This is a genomic window from Streptomyces sp. NPDC043726 (assembly GCF_056436565.1).
Window position 1 is genome coordinate 105901 of sequence record NZ_JBWKCI010000021.1, and the last position, 18644, is coordinate 124544.

Below are 18644 nucleotides of genomic sequence, written 5' to 3' on the forward strand. Positions count from 1 at the left end.
CGGAGAAGGGGGATCCCGTGTCCACACATTCCATCGAGGTGCCGGTGATCGCCGACGTGGTCGGAGGCCACAAGGGTCGGCTCGATGACTTCAAGGGCGGTGTGGAGTCGATCATTCGACTTCGCCCGGAGTACCCAGAGGAGACCCTGCAGGGGATCGAAGAGTTCTCCCACCTCCAGGTCATCTGGTTCTTCAACTTCGGCTCTCCCGAAGACGTCGCCCTCCACGCCCGCAGCCCGCGAAACAACCCGGCATGGCCGGCTACGGGCACCTTCGTGCACCACAACCACCGGCGCCCTGCCCGTCTCGCGACCTCGTTCCCACGGCTGCTCCGCGTTGACGGTCGGGACCTGCACGTCACCGACCTTGACGCCGACGACGGCACCCTGGTGGTGGACCTGGTGCCGGTCTTCAAGGAGTTCATGCCGCGCGGCACCGTCACCCAGCCCGCGTGGCCCAGCGAGATGCTGGAGGACTACTGGAGGGACGCCGCCGAACGCTGACTCGGGGCAACCTTCGGAACCGTGACTGGCGGCCCGACGAGACGTAGCCGCCCGTGCGGATGCCAACGACAGCTGTCGCGCGGGGCCATACCGGCAGGCACTCATCACTCGGCGCCTCCGGCGGCGAGGGTCGGCGAGGCTCCACCTGGTGGAGCTGCTTGCTCACCGCGGATCAGCAGCAGATGGGCGCCGGCCTCGGTCAGCTGACTGCGCCGTTCAGCCGCTATGGCCTTGGGCCCGAGGTGGGATGAGGTGGGAAGTACTACCCCATAGGGCCGAGTGGTCGTGAGGGCATCGAGCATGCCCGTGAACGCGGACGGCGTGGAAGAACAATGCTCCATGTAGACGCCGGCCAGCGTCAGCTCGTGACCACGACAGTACTCGGTGATCGCGCTCGTCAAGGCCAGCTGGCGAGCGCGCGACACACCCCATGGAGGAGCCGTCCGGACTTTCGGGTGGCTCTCGGGCACGTGATTTGAGAACCTTCCGGACGGCATCATGGTGCCAATGTCAGTAGGGCCGGTTACCGCCGTCTGCTGGCGTGGTGATGGTGGAGGGTTTGCCAGCGCCGTTCGAAGTCGGCGGCTTGGTCGGCGAGGTAGTTGGTGGTGAGGGGTTTGTTGTATTGCGCGGTGATTCCCTGGGCTGCGCATTCCTGGGCAACGGCCTCGAGCGAGGGTGCATCGTTGCGCGCTCGTTGTTCGGCCCAGATGTTGTAGACGCGGAAGGGCAGGAGGTAGCGGCGCAGGGTGGCTGGGCGGACCGGTCTGTTACCGCGGCCGCATAGTCCCTTGCTGGCGAGATGGGTGGAGAGCTCCTTGGCTTCCCGCGTCGAGGATTGCGGGCCGCCTTCGTTGTGTGTCTGGTACTCCTTCCACGCCAGGTAGTAGCGGTCGACGGTAGTGAGGCCGGCGGGCTCGTCCGGTGATACGCCGTCGATGGCGGCTTTCCCTTGCGGGGTGTGCTGTTGCTTGTCGGCGGCCTGTGTGCCGGCGCCGGTGGGTGCTGCCTCGCGCTTGCCTTCCGGTAGGGGTTCTGCAGCGGCACCCTCACTGAGAGCGGCGGCAGTCTCGCCGGGGACCGGCTGGTGGCTGCCGCGTTCGTGCTCCTGGAAGCTCGCGACGAATGCTGCCAGATCGTTGCTGGTGGGGTGACGGTTGCCGGCTGCGGTGACGGAATCTCGTTGGTTGGTGTGCTCGGCCGGGGCGGCTGGATCCGGGTACGTGCCGTGCGGCTGTTGATGTGTACGCCGGGCACGGTGGCTGTAGTCGTACCACCGCCCGGCCGGCTCGGATTCTTCGCTGATGGCGGACTCCTGTGGATCAGGCCCGTGGCGCGCCTGGGGGGCGTGGAGCAGCGGCTGCGCCTGTCCCTCGAAGTCCGGGTCACCGGTTCCCGTCGAGATGCCGTGGGTGTCGTGGAGCCAGTGGGCCCACTGCGCCGAGCTCGGCTCGGCCTGTGCGACTTCTCAGTCCGATGTCATCCGTATTTCTCGTCTTGATGTCTGTGGCGTTGGCTGTTCAGGGCAACGATTCGTGGACATCTAGTGCGAAGGCTTGGTGACATGAGATGAGATTCCCCAGCGCACCAAAATGAAAGGACCATAGGGGAAGTTCTCTGACCCGCTCGTTCTCTTCGATGAGATGACTGCGCCGGCGGGCAAGGGTGGCGCGGGCAGATTTGGTGTGCGGCTGCAGCTACGCCCGTGCGTGGGCGGTGCGTCCGGCGCGTGTGGCCGTGCATAATTGACAGCCTTCTCTCACGGTGGGCAGGTCTGCCGGGATCAGGAAGGCGGTGGGGTGAGCGCAGGTTGGGTGGCTGTGCGCAGGCCGCGGGCTTCAGCTGCTTCTTCAGTGAGCCCGAGAGCTTCGTACATGATCTCCGCCCGCAGAAGGTGTGCGACCGCTTCGGCTGGGTCATCCGGGGCGAGCAGCGCCCCCATCACGGAGAGTGCGTGTGCGTGCAGTTCGTGGGCGTTGGCTCGCTCGCAGGCCGCTGCCGCCTGCTGCAAGTAGGCGATCCGTTGTTGGCGCGGGAGATCGTCCAGCTGGGTACAGGTCAGCAGAGGTGCTGCTTCGATGAGCGGGTTTCCCATGACCCGGCTTGCCTCGACGGCCTGTTGGCAGACTGCTTGTACGTCTTGACGCCGTCCTAGTGCGTGAAGTGAAAAAGCCATCGTGCACAGGGCGTTGGCCTCCTCTTGGGTATTGCCGAGCTGTTGGAAGAGGGCGATGGCTTCTTCGGCTGCCGCGTAGGCCTGAGCGTGGTTGCCCAGCTCCTGGTGGTCCAGGGCGAGGTTGTTCAAGATGGCGCCCTGTTCACGGAGGTCGCCTTCAGCTCGCTGGAGGGCCAAGGCCTCCTGATGGACCGGCAGTGCTTCGACGGCTTTCCCGGCATCCCGAAGGGCGGATCCCTTTCCGTTGAGCGCTTTGCCTCGCTCGTTGTGGTTGCCCAGCGTGGCGAAGAGGCCGATAGACCGGTCGTGGGCGCGGACAGCCTCGTCATAGCGAGAGGCTTCGCACAGGCCAATGCCGAGGTTGTTCCACGACGCTGCTTCGGCGTTCACGTTCCCAATCTGACGGGCCGCGTCGGCCGCGATTGTCGTGAGGGCGATCAGGTCGTCGAAGAGGCCACGCCAGATCAGATAGTCGTGCAGGGCGCGTGCAAGACGGATGGCGATCTCATGGTTTTGGGAGGCTGCTGCTGCGGCCACGGAAGCCGTCAGGTTGGCTCGCTCTTCGTCGAGCCAGGCAAGCGCGCTGTCCTGATGAGTGAAGAGCCCTGTCGCGGAAGGGGCGGGCTGTTCTGTGAGGTGGGCGCTGGCCGCGCTGGTGGTCGTGAGGTAGTACTCCAACAGTCGTCGGAGCCGGTGGGTGTACTCCGTTGCTGCTTCCCGGCTGGGGCCCTGGGCGCCGTCGACTGCCCGGTTAAGCGTGCTGGCGGCCTGTTCGGCAGCGTATTCGCGCACGAGGTCGTGCATCGACCAGCGCCGGTTGGTGCAGTCGAGCAGGTGTGCCTGGACCAGACTGCGGAGCATGGTTCGCACCGCGTCCTCCGGACGGTCGGCAAGTGCTGCTACCGCACCGATCCTCATGTCGGGCCCGGGGTTGAGCGCCATGAGCGAGAAGAGACTGGCGTGCTCGGGGGACAGCCGGCGGTAAGAGAGGCCGAAGGAGGCGCGTACTGCGCAGTCGTCGGCCTCGAGAAGGCTCAGCCGTGACTGTGCGGCGGCCAGTTCCGCTGTCAGTTCCGCGATTGTCTGGTGGGGCTCCAGGATCAACAGGGCGGCGCTGATATGCAGGGCCAGCGGCAGGTGGCCGCACAGGCCGGTCAGGGCGTCGATGCCTGCGCCGGTCTCGGTGAGGCGCGGGTCGGCGGGGTCGGCCGTCTGTAGGATGTGACGTACAAGTGCTGCTGACGCTGACGGGGCGAGTACGCCCAGGTCGATGAGGCGGGCGTTGAGCGTTGGCAGGGTGTGCCGGGAGGTGACAAGGACCCGGTGTTCGTCACAGCCAGGGAGAAGAGGACGGACCTGGTCGGCGCTGGAGGCATTGTCAGCCACGATCAGCAGGCGATGTCCCTGCCCGGCCAAGGCAGCAAGTTCGGACCGGTACAACGCCGCTCGCTGCCCCGTTTCCACAGGAATGGTGTCAGGCCCTTTACCGAGAGCTCTCAGAAATGCTTCCAGGGCCTGTCCGGGCTGAACAGGACTCTCGTCATATCCGTGCAGATCGATGAAGAGACTGCCGGTGAACCAACCGGCTTTCAAGGCTGCGTGTCCGGCCGCCAGGGCGAGTGCGGTCTTGCCGACTCCGGCGAGTCCTGCGATTGACGCCACCAACACCGGCCGGCGGACAATCAACGACGCTGAAGTGGTGGGCCTGTCCTGTGATAGCTCCGGGTTCTGCTGCGTTGGGGTATGGGGCCGCAAGGCCGCCATGACCTTGCCGGTCTCCACTTCCCTGCCGCGGAGCATCGCGGGGCCAGCGGGGAGGGACTGCAACGCAGTGGGCAGCGGAGCGGGCGGGAACACCGTGACGGAAATAGGGCTGTAGTCGCCTGAGGTGGCAGCCTCAATCCCCGCGGCCGCAATGGATCGGTCGCCCGATGCCACTGCGCTGGAGACAGGCGGCAGGGGAGTGCGGTCAGAGGAGATATCGCGTGTACCGGAGGCTGCTTCGGGTCGCTTCCGCCCTTTCATGCGTGTGCGTCGTCTCCCGTGATTGCTTCGCCGACCTCGCCCCCGGCGGCAACACTCCGCTCACCGTCGGCATGCGACGGACCCGACGTTCCCGCCGCGGGCACCACAGGAGGAGCGGACAGGCGGGCGCAGTCACCCGTTACCGCGCGCCCGATGCTGCCACCGGCCGCAACAGAGCGCACGCCGGCAGCAGTCGCAGCCTGCGCGGAACTGCTCGTCGCAGGGCGTAGGAGCACGTAGCTGCTCAACGCTGCCAGGCCAAGACTGCCCACTGCTGAAGCCACAGTCGCCAGCTGGGCGGAGGTGTCGAGATCGAGCACCGCCGCCATCACACCCAACCCCACCGCTGCCAGAGCGAACAGCACGACCAGCAGTCGCACCGCCATCCTCCCCCAACCTGTCATGGCAGAAGTATCGCAGGATGCGCCGACAACCCAGATTTTGCGCCCATGCCAGCCACGCACAGGTCGGCTGCCATTTCCGGACGGGAGGTGCAGAGCGCGGCCGGGTCGCTGACTGGCTTGTCTGACGGCGTTGTTGCCGCTCTCGACGCTGGGCGTTCGGGCGTGGTGCAGTGCGTTGTCTTCACAGGTGGTTCCGCGCGGATGCGCTGGCGGTGAGTCGCTGCCAGGTATTGAGTGCCGGATGCTTAGGTGCGCACGCGGGGGCCTGTGGGGGCGGGGCGAGAGGGCCGGTGGCGTTGATCTGGGCGGTCGCCTCGCTGCGGCAACAGCGTCATGCGCACATGCGCAGGATCTCCTACCGGTTCACATCGCCGCCTCGATAGTGGTCACTGCCTCCGCCAGACTTCGACAGGCCTGCGTGCGACGCCCCAGCCGGCGAATCCCACGCGCCAGCGACTCACGCATGTGCCGTTCGCAGACAACAAAATCTGCATACCCAGCCGCACACGAGAGATAGGTCATGTCGATCACGTCATTGGCTTCCCACCTGGTCCCGTGGTTGAGATGACGTTCGTGGAACATCTCCCGCAAGAGCCCCAGGGCAGGCAGTGGAACTAGCTTCCGGGCCGACTGCGAGTCTGCGCTCCACGTCTGCTGCTGCGCCTCTGTCAACCCGGCGGAAGCTGATGCTGTGCTCACCATGCCACGCAGTTCCTCGACGAGCCGCGCATCGATCTTCTTGCGTTTTTGCTGTGCATCTCCGCCGTCAGCGTCCAACTGGTCGCTGAAGCGCTGGTTCGCCGCTTCCCAGCCGGTGTCAGGCCCGCGCTGCCCGCCTTCTGAGTCCAGCATCGTGTCTATCTGGGCCAGTGCCGAGACCAGCGACTTGTGCTGGAACGCCAATTCGGCCGGAAAATCCGTTGGAGGCGGCGCTGGTGCGAACCCTCGGGCAGGAGAGTGGAGGGAGTTCGGGGCCAGCGTTACGACCTGGACGGACTCTTCACTCCGCTCGGGCCCGTCACCGAGCATCACGCGCAATTCGTCCTCCCACACCTTTAGCGGGTCGGTCAACTGCCACCCTCTGCTGAGCTGAAGAATCGTCAGGCCCAGTTCGTAACGGCCCTCGACGTTAGACCACTTCGTCGTTTCGTAGAAGTGGCCCGACGAAGCCGGAAGGATGACCTTTCGCTCTGCTGACCAGCTCGCCAGGCGAAGAGCGGCGGTCCGCTCGAGCGCAGGCACACCTGGCCGCCCCCGTAGCACATCACTTATCAGCCGCCACTTGTTCTGATCCAGATAGACCACGGGCCGGCCCGTCCGCTGGTCGGCACCGTCGAACCGGGGAAGTTCGAAGACGATGCTGTCGCCCTTCAGCGTCTCCGCAACCATGCCTTCGAACGTCGGCGGGTAGGAGACGCGGGAGAGCAGACTCGTGGACTCGAACATGGGGGTGACCAACGGCATATGGGCCTCCTTGCCGTCGGACCGCAAGAGCACTACGGCATCGGAACCCCGCTCGACGGTAACCATCATGATGGTGAGATCGTCTGCCCTTTCCATTCGCTCATGGTGCATGAGTCCGTTACCGTTCAAGCCCTCCCGCTACTTTCTACGCGCATATACACCCGGCCAACTTGCACCCTTGACTGCTGAGCCCAAGCGGTGACAACCCGATGTGGCCGCCTGGCTGCTAGCCCACGCTTACGCCCTCGCCGAGATGCCGGACTGCCGCGTCGGTGGTAGCCCTGTTCGTGGGTGGTGCGGAGACGGGGGGACCGCGCCGAAGCGAGTTGCCCTTATCGGCGTACTTGCATCACCGCGTCAGCGGCGCGCTGCCGCCAGGTACCGATGGCCGCATGTGTGGGTGAGCATGCGGGGCATTGTGGATCGCGGGCGAGGGGGCCGGTGGCGTTGACGTCGGTGGTGGGCCTGAGGAACTGGAAGGTGACATTGTTGTGCTGGGGGGCTGCTTCCCGCATGGGCTGGCCCATCAGTGTCTTGATGGTTTCGGCTGCGAGAAGGGCACCTGCTGCCGCGGAGGTGAATCCCACCGCGAAGCGGGCCTGCGCGGGCTCGGCCTGGCGGCGCAGGGACTGCAGAAGCCGTGTTCCTACTTCGCCGCACTCGCCTCGCTCCAGCCAGCGCCGGACCTCGGCCTCCGAGACGCCCGCCTCGGCTGCCAGGGCCTGTACGGCCGGGGCGCCGCCGGCCCGGGTGCGGGCGCGCAGTTCGTCGTCGCCGGTGATGGTCTCGGGCGGGTTGTAGCAGCGCAGGCAGGCGCCGATGCCGGGCGGTCCGACGCGCAGGGCTTCGGCTCGCAGGTCCAAGGTGCTGGCCGACAGCATCCGGGGTGCGTAACGGTTTTGGAGTTGTGCCCGGGCCCGGTTGGTGTCGACGGCGGAGATCAGCAGGTCGGGGGTGATGCCGAGTTCCTCGAAGCGGGCGTGATGCGGGCGCCAGACGATCTCGGCGTCCGCGCAGACGTCGGCGGCGCAGTCTGCCTTGGGCAGGTTGAGATGGTGCCGGCCGAAGGGCGTGCACCGGTTCAGGTTGGTGAGCGTGACGCCTTTGCTGTCGGCGTCGGCAAGGATGACCGTCCCGGTGAGGCCGGGTGCCGCCCACAGGGCGTGGACCCAGGCGCTGCCGACGGCGCCCACGCCAGCGAGTGCCGTGCCCGTCAGGTCCACCTTTGTCAGGCCGGCGGGGGCTCCCGGTAGGGGAGTGCAGGTCAAGGTCTGGTTCCAGCAGTCCCAGCCGTACGCTTCGGCTGGCACGGAGTGCTGGGGGAGGCGGACGCTCAGGAAGACCTCGGCTGCGGCCAGTGCGGCTGCGAGGTATGGCCCGAAGGGCAGCGCACTTTCCCGGTATTCCTCGGGGACGGGGAGGGGATGACTGCTGATGCCTCCCCACCATCCGTACCCGGTGACGAACCGCGTCCCGCCGTTGTCGCTGTCGTGGGCGGATCCGATGACCAGGACGGTCTGCCCTGGTGCCAGGGCGGAAGCCGGTGACACGCTGACGGCGCCGATCGCGTCTGCCCCCTGGAGCAGGGCCTGCTCCAGGGTCGCCTCCCGGGGCGCCAGGGGGACGATGCGGGCGGCCAGGGGAACCTCGGGCGGGCATACCAGGTGGACGGACCGGATCACACCGGCTGCGCGGGCCAAGAGGTTGATCAGCATCCAGGCGGTATGTTGCGGGCCGGCCAGATGGGCCGTGCGCGGGTCGAGGACTACCGCCACAGCCGCCGGCTGAAGAGCCGTGAACGCAGTGAGGCGGCCTTGAAGATCGCCTTCGTGCCGGTCGGAGAGGCTTTCCACGGCGGGCTCCTGTGGTCGATGAGGCTGGGTATCAGGCGAAGGACCTGGTGGATGTCGTCGCCGTGCACGCGGACCCAGCCGTCGGGGCCGCGCAGATGGACGCCGGCGTGCAGGGGAGTGGGGCGCCCGGCCGCGTGGTGCGGCAGTACGAGCGACAGCGCTCCATCCCGCTGGCTGTAGGCCTGCTGGTCGTCTGTCCGGGAGTGCCGGACGTGGTGGTTGCCGTGGGTATGCACCTGAGCCAGCCGCACCAGGCCGTAGCGCTCAAAGTGCGCGCCGGCCCGGTCCATGGCCGCGGCGCTCACCTCGTACCGGCCTGCGCTGGTTGTCGCGTCGGGAAGGGTGACCGTGGTCACCACTCCGTGCAGGTCTGCGTCGGGACCGGTGAAGCGCAGGCCGTCGAGGTAGGCGATGCGTTCGTGGCCGGGCGGGGCCAGGGCGAAGGCATCGAGCAGTTCTCCCCAGATTCCTTCAGGGATGGACAGCATCGGAAGGTCCCTTGTAGTTCGGGCCGTCGAGGGCGTCCTGGATTCTGCTGAGGGTGGCCACCAGAGTGTGGTGCCCCTGGCGCCACTGCTGGCCCGCGGTCGGGCTGTGGCCGGTGACGTAGTAGCCGAACGTCATCGAGCAGCACACCAACTGCCCGGGCCCGCCGGGAAAGCCGTAGGCGCCGTGGATCGCGAACCATGGCAGGGGATCCAGCGCGGGCAGCCAACGGCTGCCCGGGGCAGCGGGAGACCAGGCCTGCGGCGCCGAGACGTCCTGCGCCGGGTCGGGCGGGGCCACGAACACGGTGGTCGGGGGATACAGGTCGTAGTACTCGGCGCCCAGTTTCACCCAGAAGCGCTCCCCGCCCGCCGCACGCCCCGGTGTCACCTCGACCACGACATGCAGCGGCCCGAGGCGGGTGAACACCCAGCCGTGCCGCCGGGCCAGTTCACCCGCCTGTGCCCGTCCGACGTGATCCGCGAAGACGGCGGCCGCGATCTGCGGATCGGCAGGAGACGGTACGGACATCACGCCCCGCCGGTCCCGCCGACGAAGGCCCAGTGCAGGTTGCGGCAGTGCCCTTGACGCAGGTACTCCTCCAGCGTCAGCGCAGCGAACTGGAACACGTCGTGACCGTTGTGGCGGCAGGTAAGGCGGTCCTCGGCATCCCGGGACCGCCGGAACTCCTCATACATGGCTGCGATCACCGACTCGACGGGGTCGGTGACCTGACGGCGGAGCCTGATGGTGTCTCCGCTGTCCTTGTTGTCGACGGTCACGACCCGTGTGCGTTCGTGAGAGCGGTCTTCCGCCGCGGCGTCGTCGGGGGATCCGTGCGTTGCTGTCATCTGGTGCTCCTGTTCCATGCCGCGAGGGCGGCTCGCGTCCGCATTTCATGCCCGTCCCTGTGATTGGGACAGGGGCGCAGCGAACCTTCACGACTCGGTTTCACTGCTCTCAGTGAAACCGTAGCACAAGAGGGTCGGGAGGTGCGGGACACGCCCAGACGGGTGAACTCCCGGGCTCGGCCCGGCGTGGTGGCATGCTGGTCAGCCGTGCTACTCGAACTTGCTGGACGCCATCCCCTGCTGCGCCGGGACCTCGTCATCCGCAGCGCAGACCCCGGCCGACTCGTCGTAGACGCCCGCCGCCTGACGTTCGCCAGCCCGCTCGATCTGACGGCCGCGGCCGCCGCCGTGCACACCCACGCCGCCCGGGGCAGGACCATCTCACTGCACCTGCCCGTCTCCGCGGACGTCGCCTCCTACATGCAGCGCATGGACCTGCTCAAGGCCCTCCCGGCAGACGCGCACATCGAAGGCGCCATCCCCGACCAGACTCGCTACGACCGGTCCACCAGCCTGCTTGAGGTCGCTCACCTCTCCCCGGATACCGCTGAGGCCATCGGCGCAAGGGTCGGGCAGATGGCCATCCGGCAACTGGGCTCCCGCGACGGGCGCAAGGTCTTCCAAGCCGTAGGAGAGTTGATCGACAACGCCACCGTCCACGGATTCAGCGCCCGCGGCGCTTTCATCGCCGCCCAGGCCTACAGCGGCAAGACCACCGGCTACCGCCGCATCGAGATAGCAGTCTGCGACACCGGCATCGGCGTCTTGGCCCACCTGAACAAAAACCCCGACCACGCCCGCATCGTCACCAGCGCCGAAGCCCTTGAACACGCCCTGCGCCCCGGGGTCAGCGGAACGCAAGACAAACGAGGCAACGGCCTACCTGACCTGCTGACCAAGCCCGGCAGAGCCGCCGCCACCCGACTCGTCTTGCGCAGCGGAGACGGACTGCTGCGTGCGAGCCGGACCCGCAGCGGCCCCGTGCCGCCTCGCCCCACCGGCACGTCCACCCCTGTACAGGGAACCTGGTCCTGGCTGAGAGTCTCGTATCGTTCCTGAACGAGCTGTGCTTCAATGAATTAAATGAACCCGCAGAAGCGCGAAACGATGCTCCGATTCCCCGTGAAAGAGCACGGCACGTTTCTCGCTACCCGGGCCAAGGGCGTTGAGACCCGCCAGGCCCTGGAGAAGCAACTTGCCGATGCCGTCCCCCTGACCCTCCTGACCGTCGACTTCGGCGGCGTCGAAGCGATGACCAACAGCTTCGTCGACGAGTTCCTCGGCAAGATCTACCTCCTCCTGTCCGCAGGAGACATCCGCGCAAACGGTGTCTGCCTCACCGGCCTGAACGAAGAAACCCGCGACGCGGTCACCGTCTGCCTCGAGCGCCGCAAGCAAATCGCGGTGGACAGCGACACTTACGAACTGCTCGGCGACACCGCGGTCCTGGCTGGTACCTACGCCGAAGCGCGCCGACTCGGCGCCTTCCGGGCGGCACAGCTCGCCGAGACGCTCGGCATCTCACTGCCCAACGCCAACAACAGACTCAAAAGGCTCGTCGAAGCCGGGGCCCTTCACCGGGAGCGAGCCAGCGGCCCCGAACGGGGCGGGAAAGAGTACACCTACCGCGACGTCCTGGACGCCGAAGCGGCATGACCAGCCGCACGACCGCGTGGCTTGCTGGAAATAGAGAAAGGGTGGGGGTGGGTCAGCTCGGCCCGGCGGCGTGCGAGGGGATCGGGCGCCTCCAGGTGTCCTCGCGCGCCGGCGAAGCCGCGCGCGCCGCTGGGCAGACCAGCTGCCCGGTCCCCGGTTACACGACCCACAAGGCTTCGGCTCGCCGGGGCGCTCGGTGTCCTGTGGGTGGATCCCCACGCGTGTGGGGAAGACGACTTGTAGTCGATCGCGACCGCGCGCACCGTGGAACGACCCCCATGCGTATGGGGAGGACGGCGGACTGATCCTGGCGGACATCCGTATGCGCGATAGACCCCCACGCGTGTGAGGAAGCGCTTAAGAAGTCATCTCATTTGGTGAGTCTGCGGTAGCAGATGAGAGTGCAGGCGATGCTGGTGAAGGCCAGGAAGTGCTCGGCCTTCCGCTCGTAGCGGCGGTGCAGTCGGCGGCATCCGGCAAGCCAGGACATCGTGCGTTCTATGGTCCAGCGGTGGCGGCCCAGGCGGGTCGAGGGCTCGATGCCCTTGCGGGCTATGCGGTGCCTGATGCCGCGCTTGCGTAACCATCGCCGCAGGTGGTCGTAGTCGTATCCCTTGTCGGCGTGGAGCTTTCCGGGTCTGCGCCGGCGGCTTCCGCGCCGGGAGCGGATCGGCGGTTTGCCCTTCACGAGCGGGATCAGCGCCTGGCTGTCGTGGAGGTTCGCCCCCGAGATTCCGACGGACAGGGGCAGACCGGTCTTCTCGGTGATCAGGTGGATCTTCGAGTCGTACTTGCCCCGGTCGACAGGATTCGGACCCGTCAGGTCCCCCTTTTCAGGGCCCGCATGTTCACCGAGTCGATCGCGCAGCGGGACCAGTCCAGCTCGCCGCGCACACCGAGTTCGTCGAGGACCAGGCGGTGGAGTTTGGCCCACACCCTGGCCTTGGACCACTCGGTAAACCGCCGGTGAGCCGTGGCTCCCGACGGTCCGAACGACGCGGACGGCAGCTGCTGCCACGTGCAGCCAGACGTGGCCACGAACACGATCGCAGCCAGCACTTCCCGGTCACCGTGCCGGCGTCGGCCGCCACCCTGGGGCCGCGACGGAGCCTCCGGGACCACCCGCTGGAACAGCTCCCACAACTCATCCGGCACCAGCCGCTCAACGATCGACACCACGACCGACACCCTACCGAACCAAATGAGATGACGTCTAAGGACCTGGAGGGAAGAAAGCGGTGACGAACTGCCGATGGTCTCGGCCGGGGAACGACCCCCATGCGTATGGGGAAAACCGTTGACGACCTGCAGGTGCGAAGGTCGTCAGGCCGCCTTTTATACACTTTACCTGAGCTGACGGTGCTGACGAGCTCGGTGTCCTGGAAGCGTTGTTTGCTTCGGGAAGCCGGACCCTTGCGGCGGCACCAGCAGACGGCTGCGTAAGGCAGGCTCAGGCTTGTCGGTGTGCCGGCCTGCGCTCACCATGGTGAAGATGGCTGCGACACGAACTGCCCTATGACGGCATGCTCCGGTCGCGGTCACGGGACAACTCTCAGCCGTTGCAAGGGCCCGCGCAGCCCGTTCCCGGGGGTACCTCGATGGCCGATTCGGAACCCGCGGCCGGCCGGACGGCCTCTTGCACCGTCCCCTGCAGCGCCACATGCTTCACCGCTCGGAAAAAGCACGGATCCGTTCCTCGGAGGGCGGGTAGTACACCGACGTCTGCGCCTGCGGCGGGTGCTCCCGGTACAGAGCGTTCTCCAGTTCGGCACGGGCAGCATCGATAGCGCGGACTGCCGCATCCAGCTCCTTGCCCGCAACCGCCGACGGACCTGACCGGGGATAGACGTTGGCCAGCTGGACACTCCGGTGAAGGAGCTCGTCGCGCATCGACGCGAGAGCACGTCCCATCTCGACGTGCTCGTCGAAGGTCATTCTCGGTTTCATCGTCTGAGCATTCCACCTCGCATTCGGGTTGGGAGCATCCATCAGCTGGCGGCCTGGGTTCGACCGCTGTACACGCCCGATCGTGTTGCCCAGCGGTGGGAGAATAGGTCGAGAGCGCCTCCGTTGCAGGCCTCGGCCGAGTGGCTGGCCGAAACGGTCGAGCCCGGCTCAGCAGACATGTCGGCGCCCTTGCGGCCGGCACGAGCCGGACCGCCGCCCGGCTCAGAGGCGGGCGGGGAGGTCACGGCGCTGAGCCACGCCGCTGGAGGGGTCTGCGGCGCTGCAGCAGTACGGCCTCCATGGCCATGATCAGTTCATCGCAGCCGATGAGAGCGGCGATGCGCAGTTCGTGAACGAGCAGGGTGGCGCAGGCCAGGGGTCGTCTGTCGTTCGCTGCGCGGCTGGCTCAGGCTGGGGTGTTGGTCGCTTCGGTGTCCGGGGGTGTGGATGCCGGGCCGGTCGGGCCTGTGGCGTCGGTAGGGGAGGGCTGCACAGGCAGCGAAGCGCTTGTTGGGCCGCGCAGGGCGGTGAGGAGCTGCGCGAGTACGGCGGCAGCTGCTTGGCGGCGTGCTGGCTGGCTGGACCACACGGCGGGCAGCACGACGCCTGCGATGACGAGAAGACACAAGGCCAGTGCAAGGGCTGGGACATGGCTGGTGGGCCAGGGCATTTTCGCACTCCTTGAAACGAGCCGGACGTTGGTGCTTCGACCGTGCCGGTCAAGGGCCGCCGTGAGGCGGTGTGTTGAAGAATCCCGAAGTGGACGGCAGCTTGTGCTGGTCACGCCTACGCTGCCGGGAGATCACGCTGATTCAGGGTGAATGGTGGGGTGGGTGCAAATGACGGCAGGGGAGTTATCGGGGCCCGTCGCGGTGTTCTGCCGGCTGCTGGGACGGCTGGTGAACGAGCAGGGCATCCAGCAAAGCGATGTGGCGCGTGCCGTGAGCCTCAGCCCTGCCGCGATCTCAAATCTGTTCAGTGGCAAGCGCCGCACGCTGCCGTCCTGGGACGACGTGGCGAGCATCGTGAAGTACTGCCAGGGCCGCGGCGGCACTGGAGTACCGGGCGGGTTGACTACCGATGCGGACTGGTGGCGCCACCGTCACTACGAAGCACAGACCCATCACGATCAAGAGTTCGACCGGCCGCGTCCATGCAAGACACCTTCCGTCCTGCGGCCTGAGAGCATTCCTGAAGACTTTGCCAGCGCCGTCGCTGTACTCATCGGCGAGAGAGCTGACGAATTCTTGGGGCTGGCGGAGCAGTTACTGGAGCCGCTCAAGCTGCACGGCGGCGCGATCACGGACCTGGTTGACGTGCTCGACGGATTCCCCTCCAGAGTTCGGGCCAGTCATGGCACTACCCGTACTGCGCTGCTGCGGGCGGCCGACCTTGTCATCGTGGTGACCGCGTTCTGCGATGCCGTAGGGGCCTCAGGCATCCGATACGAAGCCGGCTCCGAACAGGGCGACCTGGCCACCGACGTGGTCACCGAACTGGAAGGGATCACCCTGGGATCATGTCGGGTCAGGCATCCGGCAAGCATTCGTTCGGAGATCGAGAACGCCTACAGATACACGGCCGACACCGTGTACGACGCCGGTGGCGGCCAGGGACAGCAGCCGGACGAGCTCGCTCTGCGGGCCTGGCGCCGCTATGAGGCCTTGCTGGCCGATGTGACCTGGCAATGCGCTGAGTTGCGCCTGACGTCCGACACGGAAGACCCGCCCGAAGCCCTGGGCACGGCGCAAACCTCGCTGCTTTTGCCGCCGGGCACGGGCCTGGCCGGGCTGTCCCGGCTGCTGAGCGAGTTCACCGGCGACGGCGGCGCGACGGCCTCACGCCAGATGCAGCTGTTGCGTTCCCCTCTGGCTCAGACCGAGGATTCTGGGCCACGCATGCCCGCCGTGCAGGCCGGCTACATCAACCCCGCCTTCCGAGTCGCGGGCCGCTCCCGCTCCGCCTATCGGGCTCTCGTCCGTGATGACTGGTGGCAAGACCAGCAGTTGTCGCAGGACCTGGAGGCGTTCCTTGCCGCGCACCTGCTGACGGAGCACGCCATCCGTGCACCGCTGCTCATCCTGGGCCATCCAGGGTCGGGTAAGTCGCTGTTGACCAAGCTCATCACGGCTCGTCTGCCGGAGTCGGAGTTCTTCTGCCATCGCGTCGAGTTGCGTTACCTTCCGGCGGACATGGACGTGCAGCAGCAACTTGAGGAGTCTTTGCGGCATTCCTCGGGCCAGCGCACGTTGTGGCCCGAGGTCACCGATGCAGCCGCTGATGTGGTCAGGGTCGTCCTCCTGGACGGATTCGACGAACTGCTGCAGGCCGCAGCCGACCACATGGATCCAGCGCGTCTGTTCACCTATCTCGATGACGTCGGCCGGTTCCAACAGCGCGAGGCCGAGCACGGACGCCCCACGATTGTGATCGTCACCAGCCGCACTGTCGTTGCCGACCACGCCAGGATCCCTCACCTGAGCACCGTCATCCGTCTGGAACCCTTCGACGACGACCGCATCTGCACCTGGCTGGATCTCTGGAACTACACCAACCGCCGCTACTTCACCACCTATGAAGTGCAGCCGCTCACCTGGAACGCGGTCAGTCCCCACCGAGACCTGGCTCGGCAGCCGCTTCTGCTGCTCATGCTCGCCCTGTACGACTCCGCCGGCAACGCCCTGCGCCAGCGTGGCGGCCTCGAACGCCTGACCCTCTACGAACGCCTGCTCACGGAGTTTGTCCGCCGCCAGGTCATCAAACAACACAACGCCCTGCCCGCCGATGCCGAAGCCGCGCAGGTGGAACATGAGCTGCAGCGGTTGGCCATCATCGCGATGGGCATGTTCAACCGCCACCGACAGGGCATCAGCGCCACCGACGCCGAGAACGACCTGGCCGCTCTGCTGGGAGCTGCCCCGAACGACGCCACGCCGCTGTTGTTCGGCCGGTTCTTCTTCATCCACGAAGCCCAGGCAGTGCTCACCAGCCATCAACACCGCTCCTACGAGTTCCTGCACGCGACCTTCGGCGAGTACCTCCTCACCCGCCTGATCACCCACGAACTGCACCACCTACAGGCCATCACCAGGCCCGGCAGCGTACAGCCTGTCGACGACGGCCGGCTGTACGCCCTGCTGTGCCACACACCCCTCACCGACCGGGACGAAGTCGTCCGCAACATCAGCGAACACCTCACCCGTCTCACCGAAGCCGAGCGCGTACACCTGACCACCGTGCTGCGCACCCTGTTCCACCAAACGCCCCGCGACACCAGCCACCGCACCGTCCTGCCCTACCAGCCCGCCCCCGCCCACCGCACCCAGCAAGACGCTGTCTACAGCGCCAACTTGCTCCTGCTCGCCGTTCTGGCCAACTCCGGCATCCGCGCCTCCAGCCTGCTCGGCACCCGCAACACCGTTGAACAATGGCGCCGCCACACGCAGCTGTGGCGCTCCCAGCTCAGCGACGGCTCCTGGGACGCCTACACCCGCACCCTGAGCGCCGAGCCCCTTACCGATCCCGCCACCCGGAGCACGGACCTGCACCTGAGCGTGGCCGCCCACCCGGCCCAGCAAGACCTCGCCTGGACCGTGAACCTCCCCGCCCCCAGGGACACGACGGCAGGAACCTTCAGGCACCCCGAGGGCGATCCCGCCGACCTGTACCGGCAGGCAGTCTTCATGCACGACGCCGGCACACAGCACCTGCTGCACACCGCGGCGCCGCTGCTGCACCGCATGCCCGACGCCGTCCGGACCTACCCGACGGATCACAGCCCACACGGCCCGTCTCTTGCGCACGCACTGGTGTCCCTGCTGCACCCCTCCACCGGCGAGCGGCCGCCCGGCGCGCCCTACTCCCCACTTCTGCGCATGCTGCAGGACCTGCCCCGGGACACACGCCTGCTGGCCGCGGATATCCTCGCCCGACACCTTCTCCACGCCGCCGCCGATCTGCCTGCCGCCACAGTGATCGACGTTCTCGACCAGTTGACCGCACCCCGGTTCACCAGCTCCGGCGGCCTGACCGCGAAGACATGGCTGATCCTTGCCCACTGCGTCCACAGCCTCGCCTCACACCCCGGCGTACCACACGACCAACTCGCCCAGATCTCACGCCGTTTCGGACCCCAGGCACCGGCTCTCGACACCGGCGGCAACCCACTGACCAGGCTGTCGTGCCTGCTTGTCGAGGCCCAGACCACCGTGATGTGGAACACAGCAGGCCGGCCAAGCCAGGCGGCCCTCACCGAAGCACTCACCCTCCTGGAACAAATCCCGCAGCCCAGGCCACCGCATGTCGTCATCGGTCTGCTCCGACTGGCCCGCGACCTTGGCGCGGACGACTGGCTCGACGACCACGCCGAACCCCTGCTCCAGACACTGACCAGCCAGGGACTGCAACGACTGCGACCGACCGACGCCGACGGGTTGCAGGACCACGTGCACAACGATGCCTTGCTGGCCGAGTTGCGCCGCATCACCAGCAGCTGGAGATAGCAGTGCAGCACAATACGCCGCCTCGCGCCCCGGCGCACACACCTGCGAGAATCCGCACGTGAGTTCCCCGTCGCCTCGTAAGACGCCCCAACTGTGCTCGGAGCCGGACTGCGGGCAGCCAGCAGGGTTCTGCTCTGCTTACGCTCCCACGCCAGCGCCCGGCCAGCTGCCGTGTGGATGGATATGGGCGCGGGCAGGCAGGCCCAAGGCGGCGGCATTGGGCGCCCGGCCTATCTGGCGTTCCGCAGGGGGGTGAGCGTCATCGCGACCTCCAGTGGCCCCGGCACAATCCGGCCTCTGCTTGCAGCGCAGGCGAAACAGGCCTGGCCCGCGTGTGCCCCCGTGACGCATCGCCTTGACCGGCAGCCTCGTGACCAGCCCTCATCACCGAAACGGCACGAACCGACCGGGCCCGCTGCCTGACCGGACAAGATCCGGCTTCCCGCCGCGGCCGCCTTCTCGAGCCGGGACCAGCCGGCCTGCGACTTCTCATTTGGGTGTCACGTGCCTGCGCGACGGGCTCATCGAGCTTGGCGACGCGGACAGACCCCCGCGCGCGTGGCGTCCACACCAGGCGGGCCGCAGTCGCGAGGAGAGCGGTGGGAGGACCCCCGCATGCGCAGGGAAGTCAGTCAACGAGTAGCAGACGGGACCACCGTAGGAATGACCCCCACATGCGAAACGGTCATGTCCCGTGAGGTGGTGTAGTCACGGCAGCTGTTTCGGTTCCGGTTGTCGGGTGATCTGCGCTTCGGGTTCAGTTGGCTTGGTGGTGAA

At 67.1% G+C, this 18644-nt stretch carries 13 protein-coding genes; 4 read left to right on the forward strand and 9 right to left on the reverse strand.

Going from position 1 to position 18644, the window contains the following annotated elements; translation table 11 throughout:
• Positions 1–17 precede the first annotated feature (17 nt).
• The gene (locus tag AC068Z_RS39820; RefSeq protein WP_478567774.1) at positions 18–503 is read left to right on the forward strand and encodes a TrmO family methyltransferase domain-containing protein; all 486 of its coding nucleotides are present in this window, start codon (positions 18–20) and stop codon (positions 501–503) included.
• 1783 nt (positions 504–2286) lie between these two features.
• On the opposite strand, the gene AC068Z_RS39825 is transcribed toward AC068Z_RS39820, so the two are convergent.
• The 7 genes from AC068Z_RS39825 to AC068Z_RS39855 all read right to left on the reverse strand — a co-directional run bounded on the left by AC068Z_RS39825 (position 2287) and on the right by AC068Z_RS39855 (position 9762).
• On the reverse strand, positions 2287–4461 hold the full coding sequence (locus tag AC068Z_RS39825) for a tetratricopeptide repeat protein (RefSeq protein WP_478567777.1): 2175 nt from the start codon (positions 4459–4461) through the stop codon (positions 2287–2289).
• A 239-nt stretch (positions 4462–4700) separates the two neighbouring features.
• Positions 4701–5084, reverse strand: a complete 384-nt coding sequence (locus tag AC068Z_RS39830; protein ID WP_478567780.1) for a hypothetical protein — start codon at positions 5082–5084, stop codon at positions 4701–4703.
• A gap of 387 nt (positions 5085–5471) precedes the next feature.
• Entirely contained in the window at positions 5472–6668 is a 1197-nt protein-coding gene (locus tag AC068Z_RS39835; RefSeq protein WP_478567783.1) for a hypothetical protein, read from the reverse strand.
• A 236-nt stretch (positions 6669–6904) separates the two neighbouring features.
• The gene (locus AC068Z_RS39840) at positions 6905–8287 is read right to left on the reverse strand and encodes a ThiF family adenylyltransferase (protein WP_478567786.1); all 1383 of its coding nucleotides are present in this window, start codon (positions 8285–8287) and stop codon (positions 6905–6907) included.
• Between the two features lie 50 nt (positions 8288–8337).
• Positions 8338–8913 carry a hypothetical protein gene (locus AC068Z_RS39845; protein ID WP_478567789.1) on the reverse strand — a complete coding sequence of 192 codons (576 nt, stop codon included), beginning with the start codon at positions 8911–8913 and terminating at the stop codon, positions 8338–8340.
• Positions 8897–9442: a hypothetical protein gene (locus AC068Z_RS39850; protein WP_478567792.1), complete on the reverse strand. Its 546-nt coding sequence runs from the start codon at positions 9440–9442 to the stop codon at positions 8897–8899. The genes AC068Z_RS39845 and AC068Z_RS39850 overlap by 17 nt, the downstream gene beginning before the upstream one ends.
• On the reverse strand, positions 9442–9762 hold the full coding sequence (locus AC068Z_RS39855; protein ID WP_478567795.1) for a hypothetical protein: 321 nt from the start codon (positions 9760–9762) through the stop codon (positions 9442–9444). Before AC068Z_RS39855 ends, AC068Z_RS39850 begins: the two co-directional genes overlap by 1 nt.
• 207 nt (positions 9763–9969) lie before the next feature.
• On the opposite strand from AC068Z_RS39855, the gene AC068Z_RS39860 reads away from it, so the two are divergent.
• Both AC068Z_RS39860 and AC068Z_RS39865 read left to right on the forward strand, forming a co-directional pair.
• Positions 9970–10821 (forward strand): ATP-binding protein, encoded by an 852-nt coding sequence (locus AC068Z_RS39860; RefSeq protein WP_478567798.1) that lies wholly within the window; start codon positions 9970–9972, stop codon positions 10819–10821.
• Positions 10822–10845: 24 nt separating this feature from the next.
• Positions 10846–11418 (forward strand): winged helix-turn-helix transcriptional regulator, encoded by a 573-nt coding sequence (locus AC068Z_RS39865; RefSeq protein WP_478567801.1) that lies wholly within the window; start codon positions 10846–10848, stop codon positions 11416–11418.
• A gap of 370 nt (positions 11419–11788) precedes the next feature.
• On the opposite strand, the gene AC068Z_RS39870 is transcribed toward AC068Z_RS39865, so the two are convergent.
• Positions 11789–12588, reverse strand: a protein-coding gene (locus AC068Z_RS39870; protein ID WP_478567834.1) for an IS5 family transposase whose coding sequence is annotated in 2 segments (ribosomal slippage) — positions 11789–12250 and positions 12253–12588 — 798 coding nt in all. Because the reading frame shifts where the segments join, the coding sequence is not laid out codon by codon here.
• A gap of 495 nt (positions 12589–13083) precedes the next feature.
• Complete coding sequence (locus tag AC068Z_RS39875) at positions 13084–13353, reverse strand: hypothetical protein (protein WP_478567804.1); 270 nt, start codon at positions 13351–13353, stop codon at positions 13084–13086.
• 851 nt (positions 13354–14204) lie between these two features.
• Between AC068Z_RS39875 and AC068Z_RS39880 the strand changes: the two genes are divergently transcribed.
• Positions 14205–17867: an NACHT N-terminal helical domain 7-containing protein gene (locus AC068Z_RS39880; protein WP_478567807.1), complete on the forward strand. Its 3663-nt coding sequence runs from the start codon at positions 14205–14207 to the stop codon at positions 17865–17867.
• Positions 17868–18644: the final 777 nt, after the last annotated feature.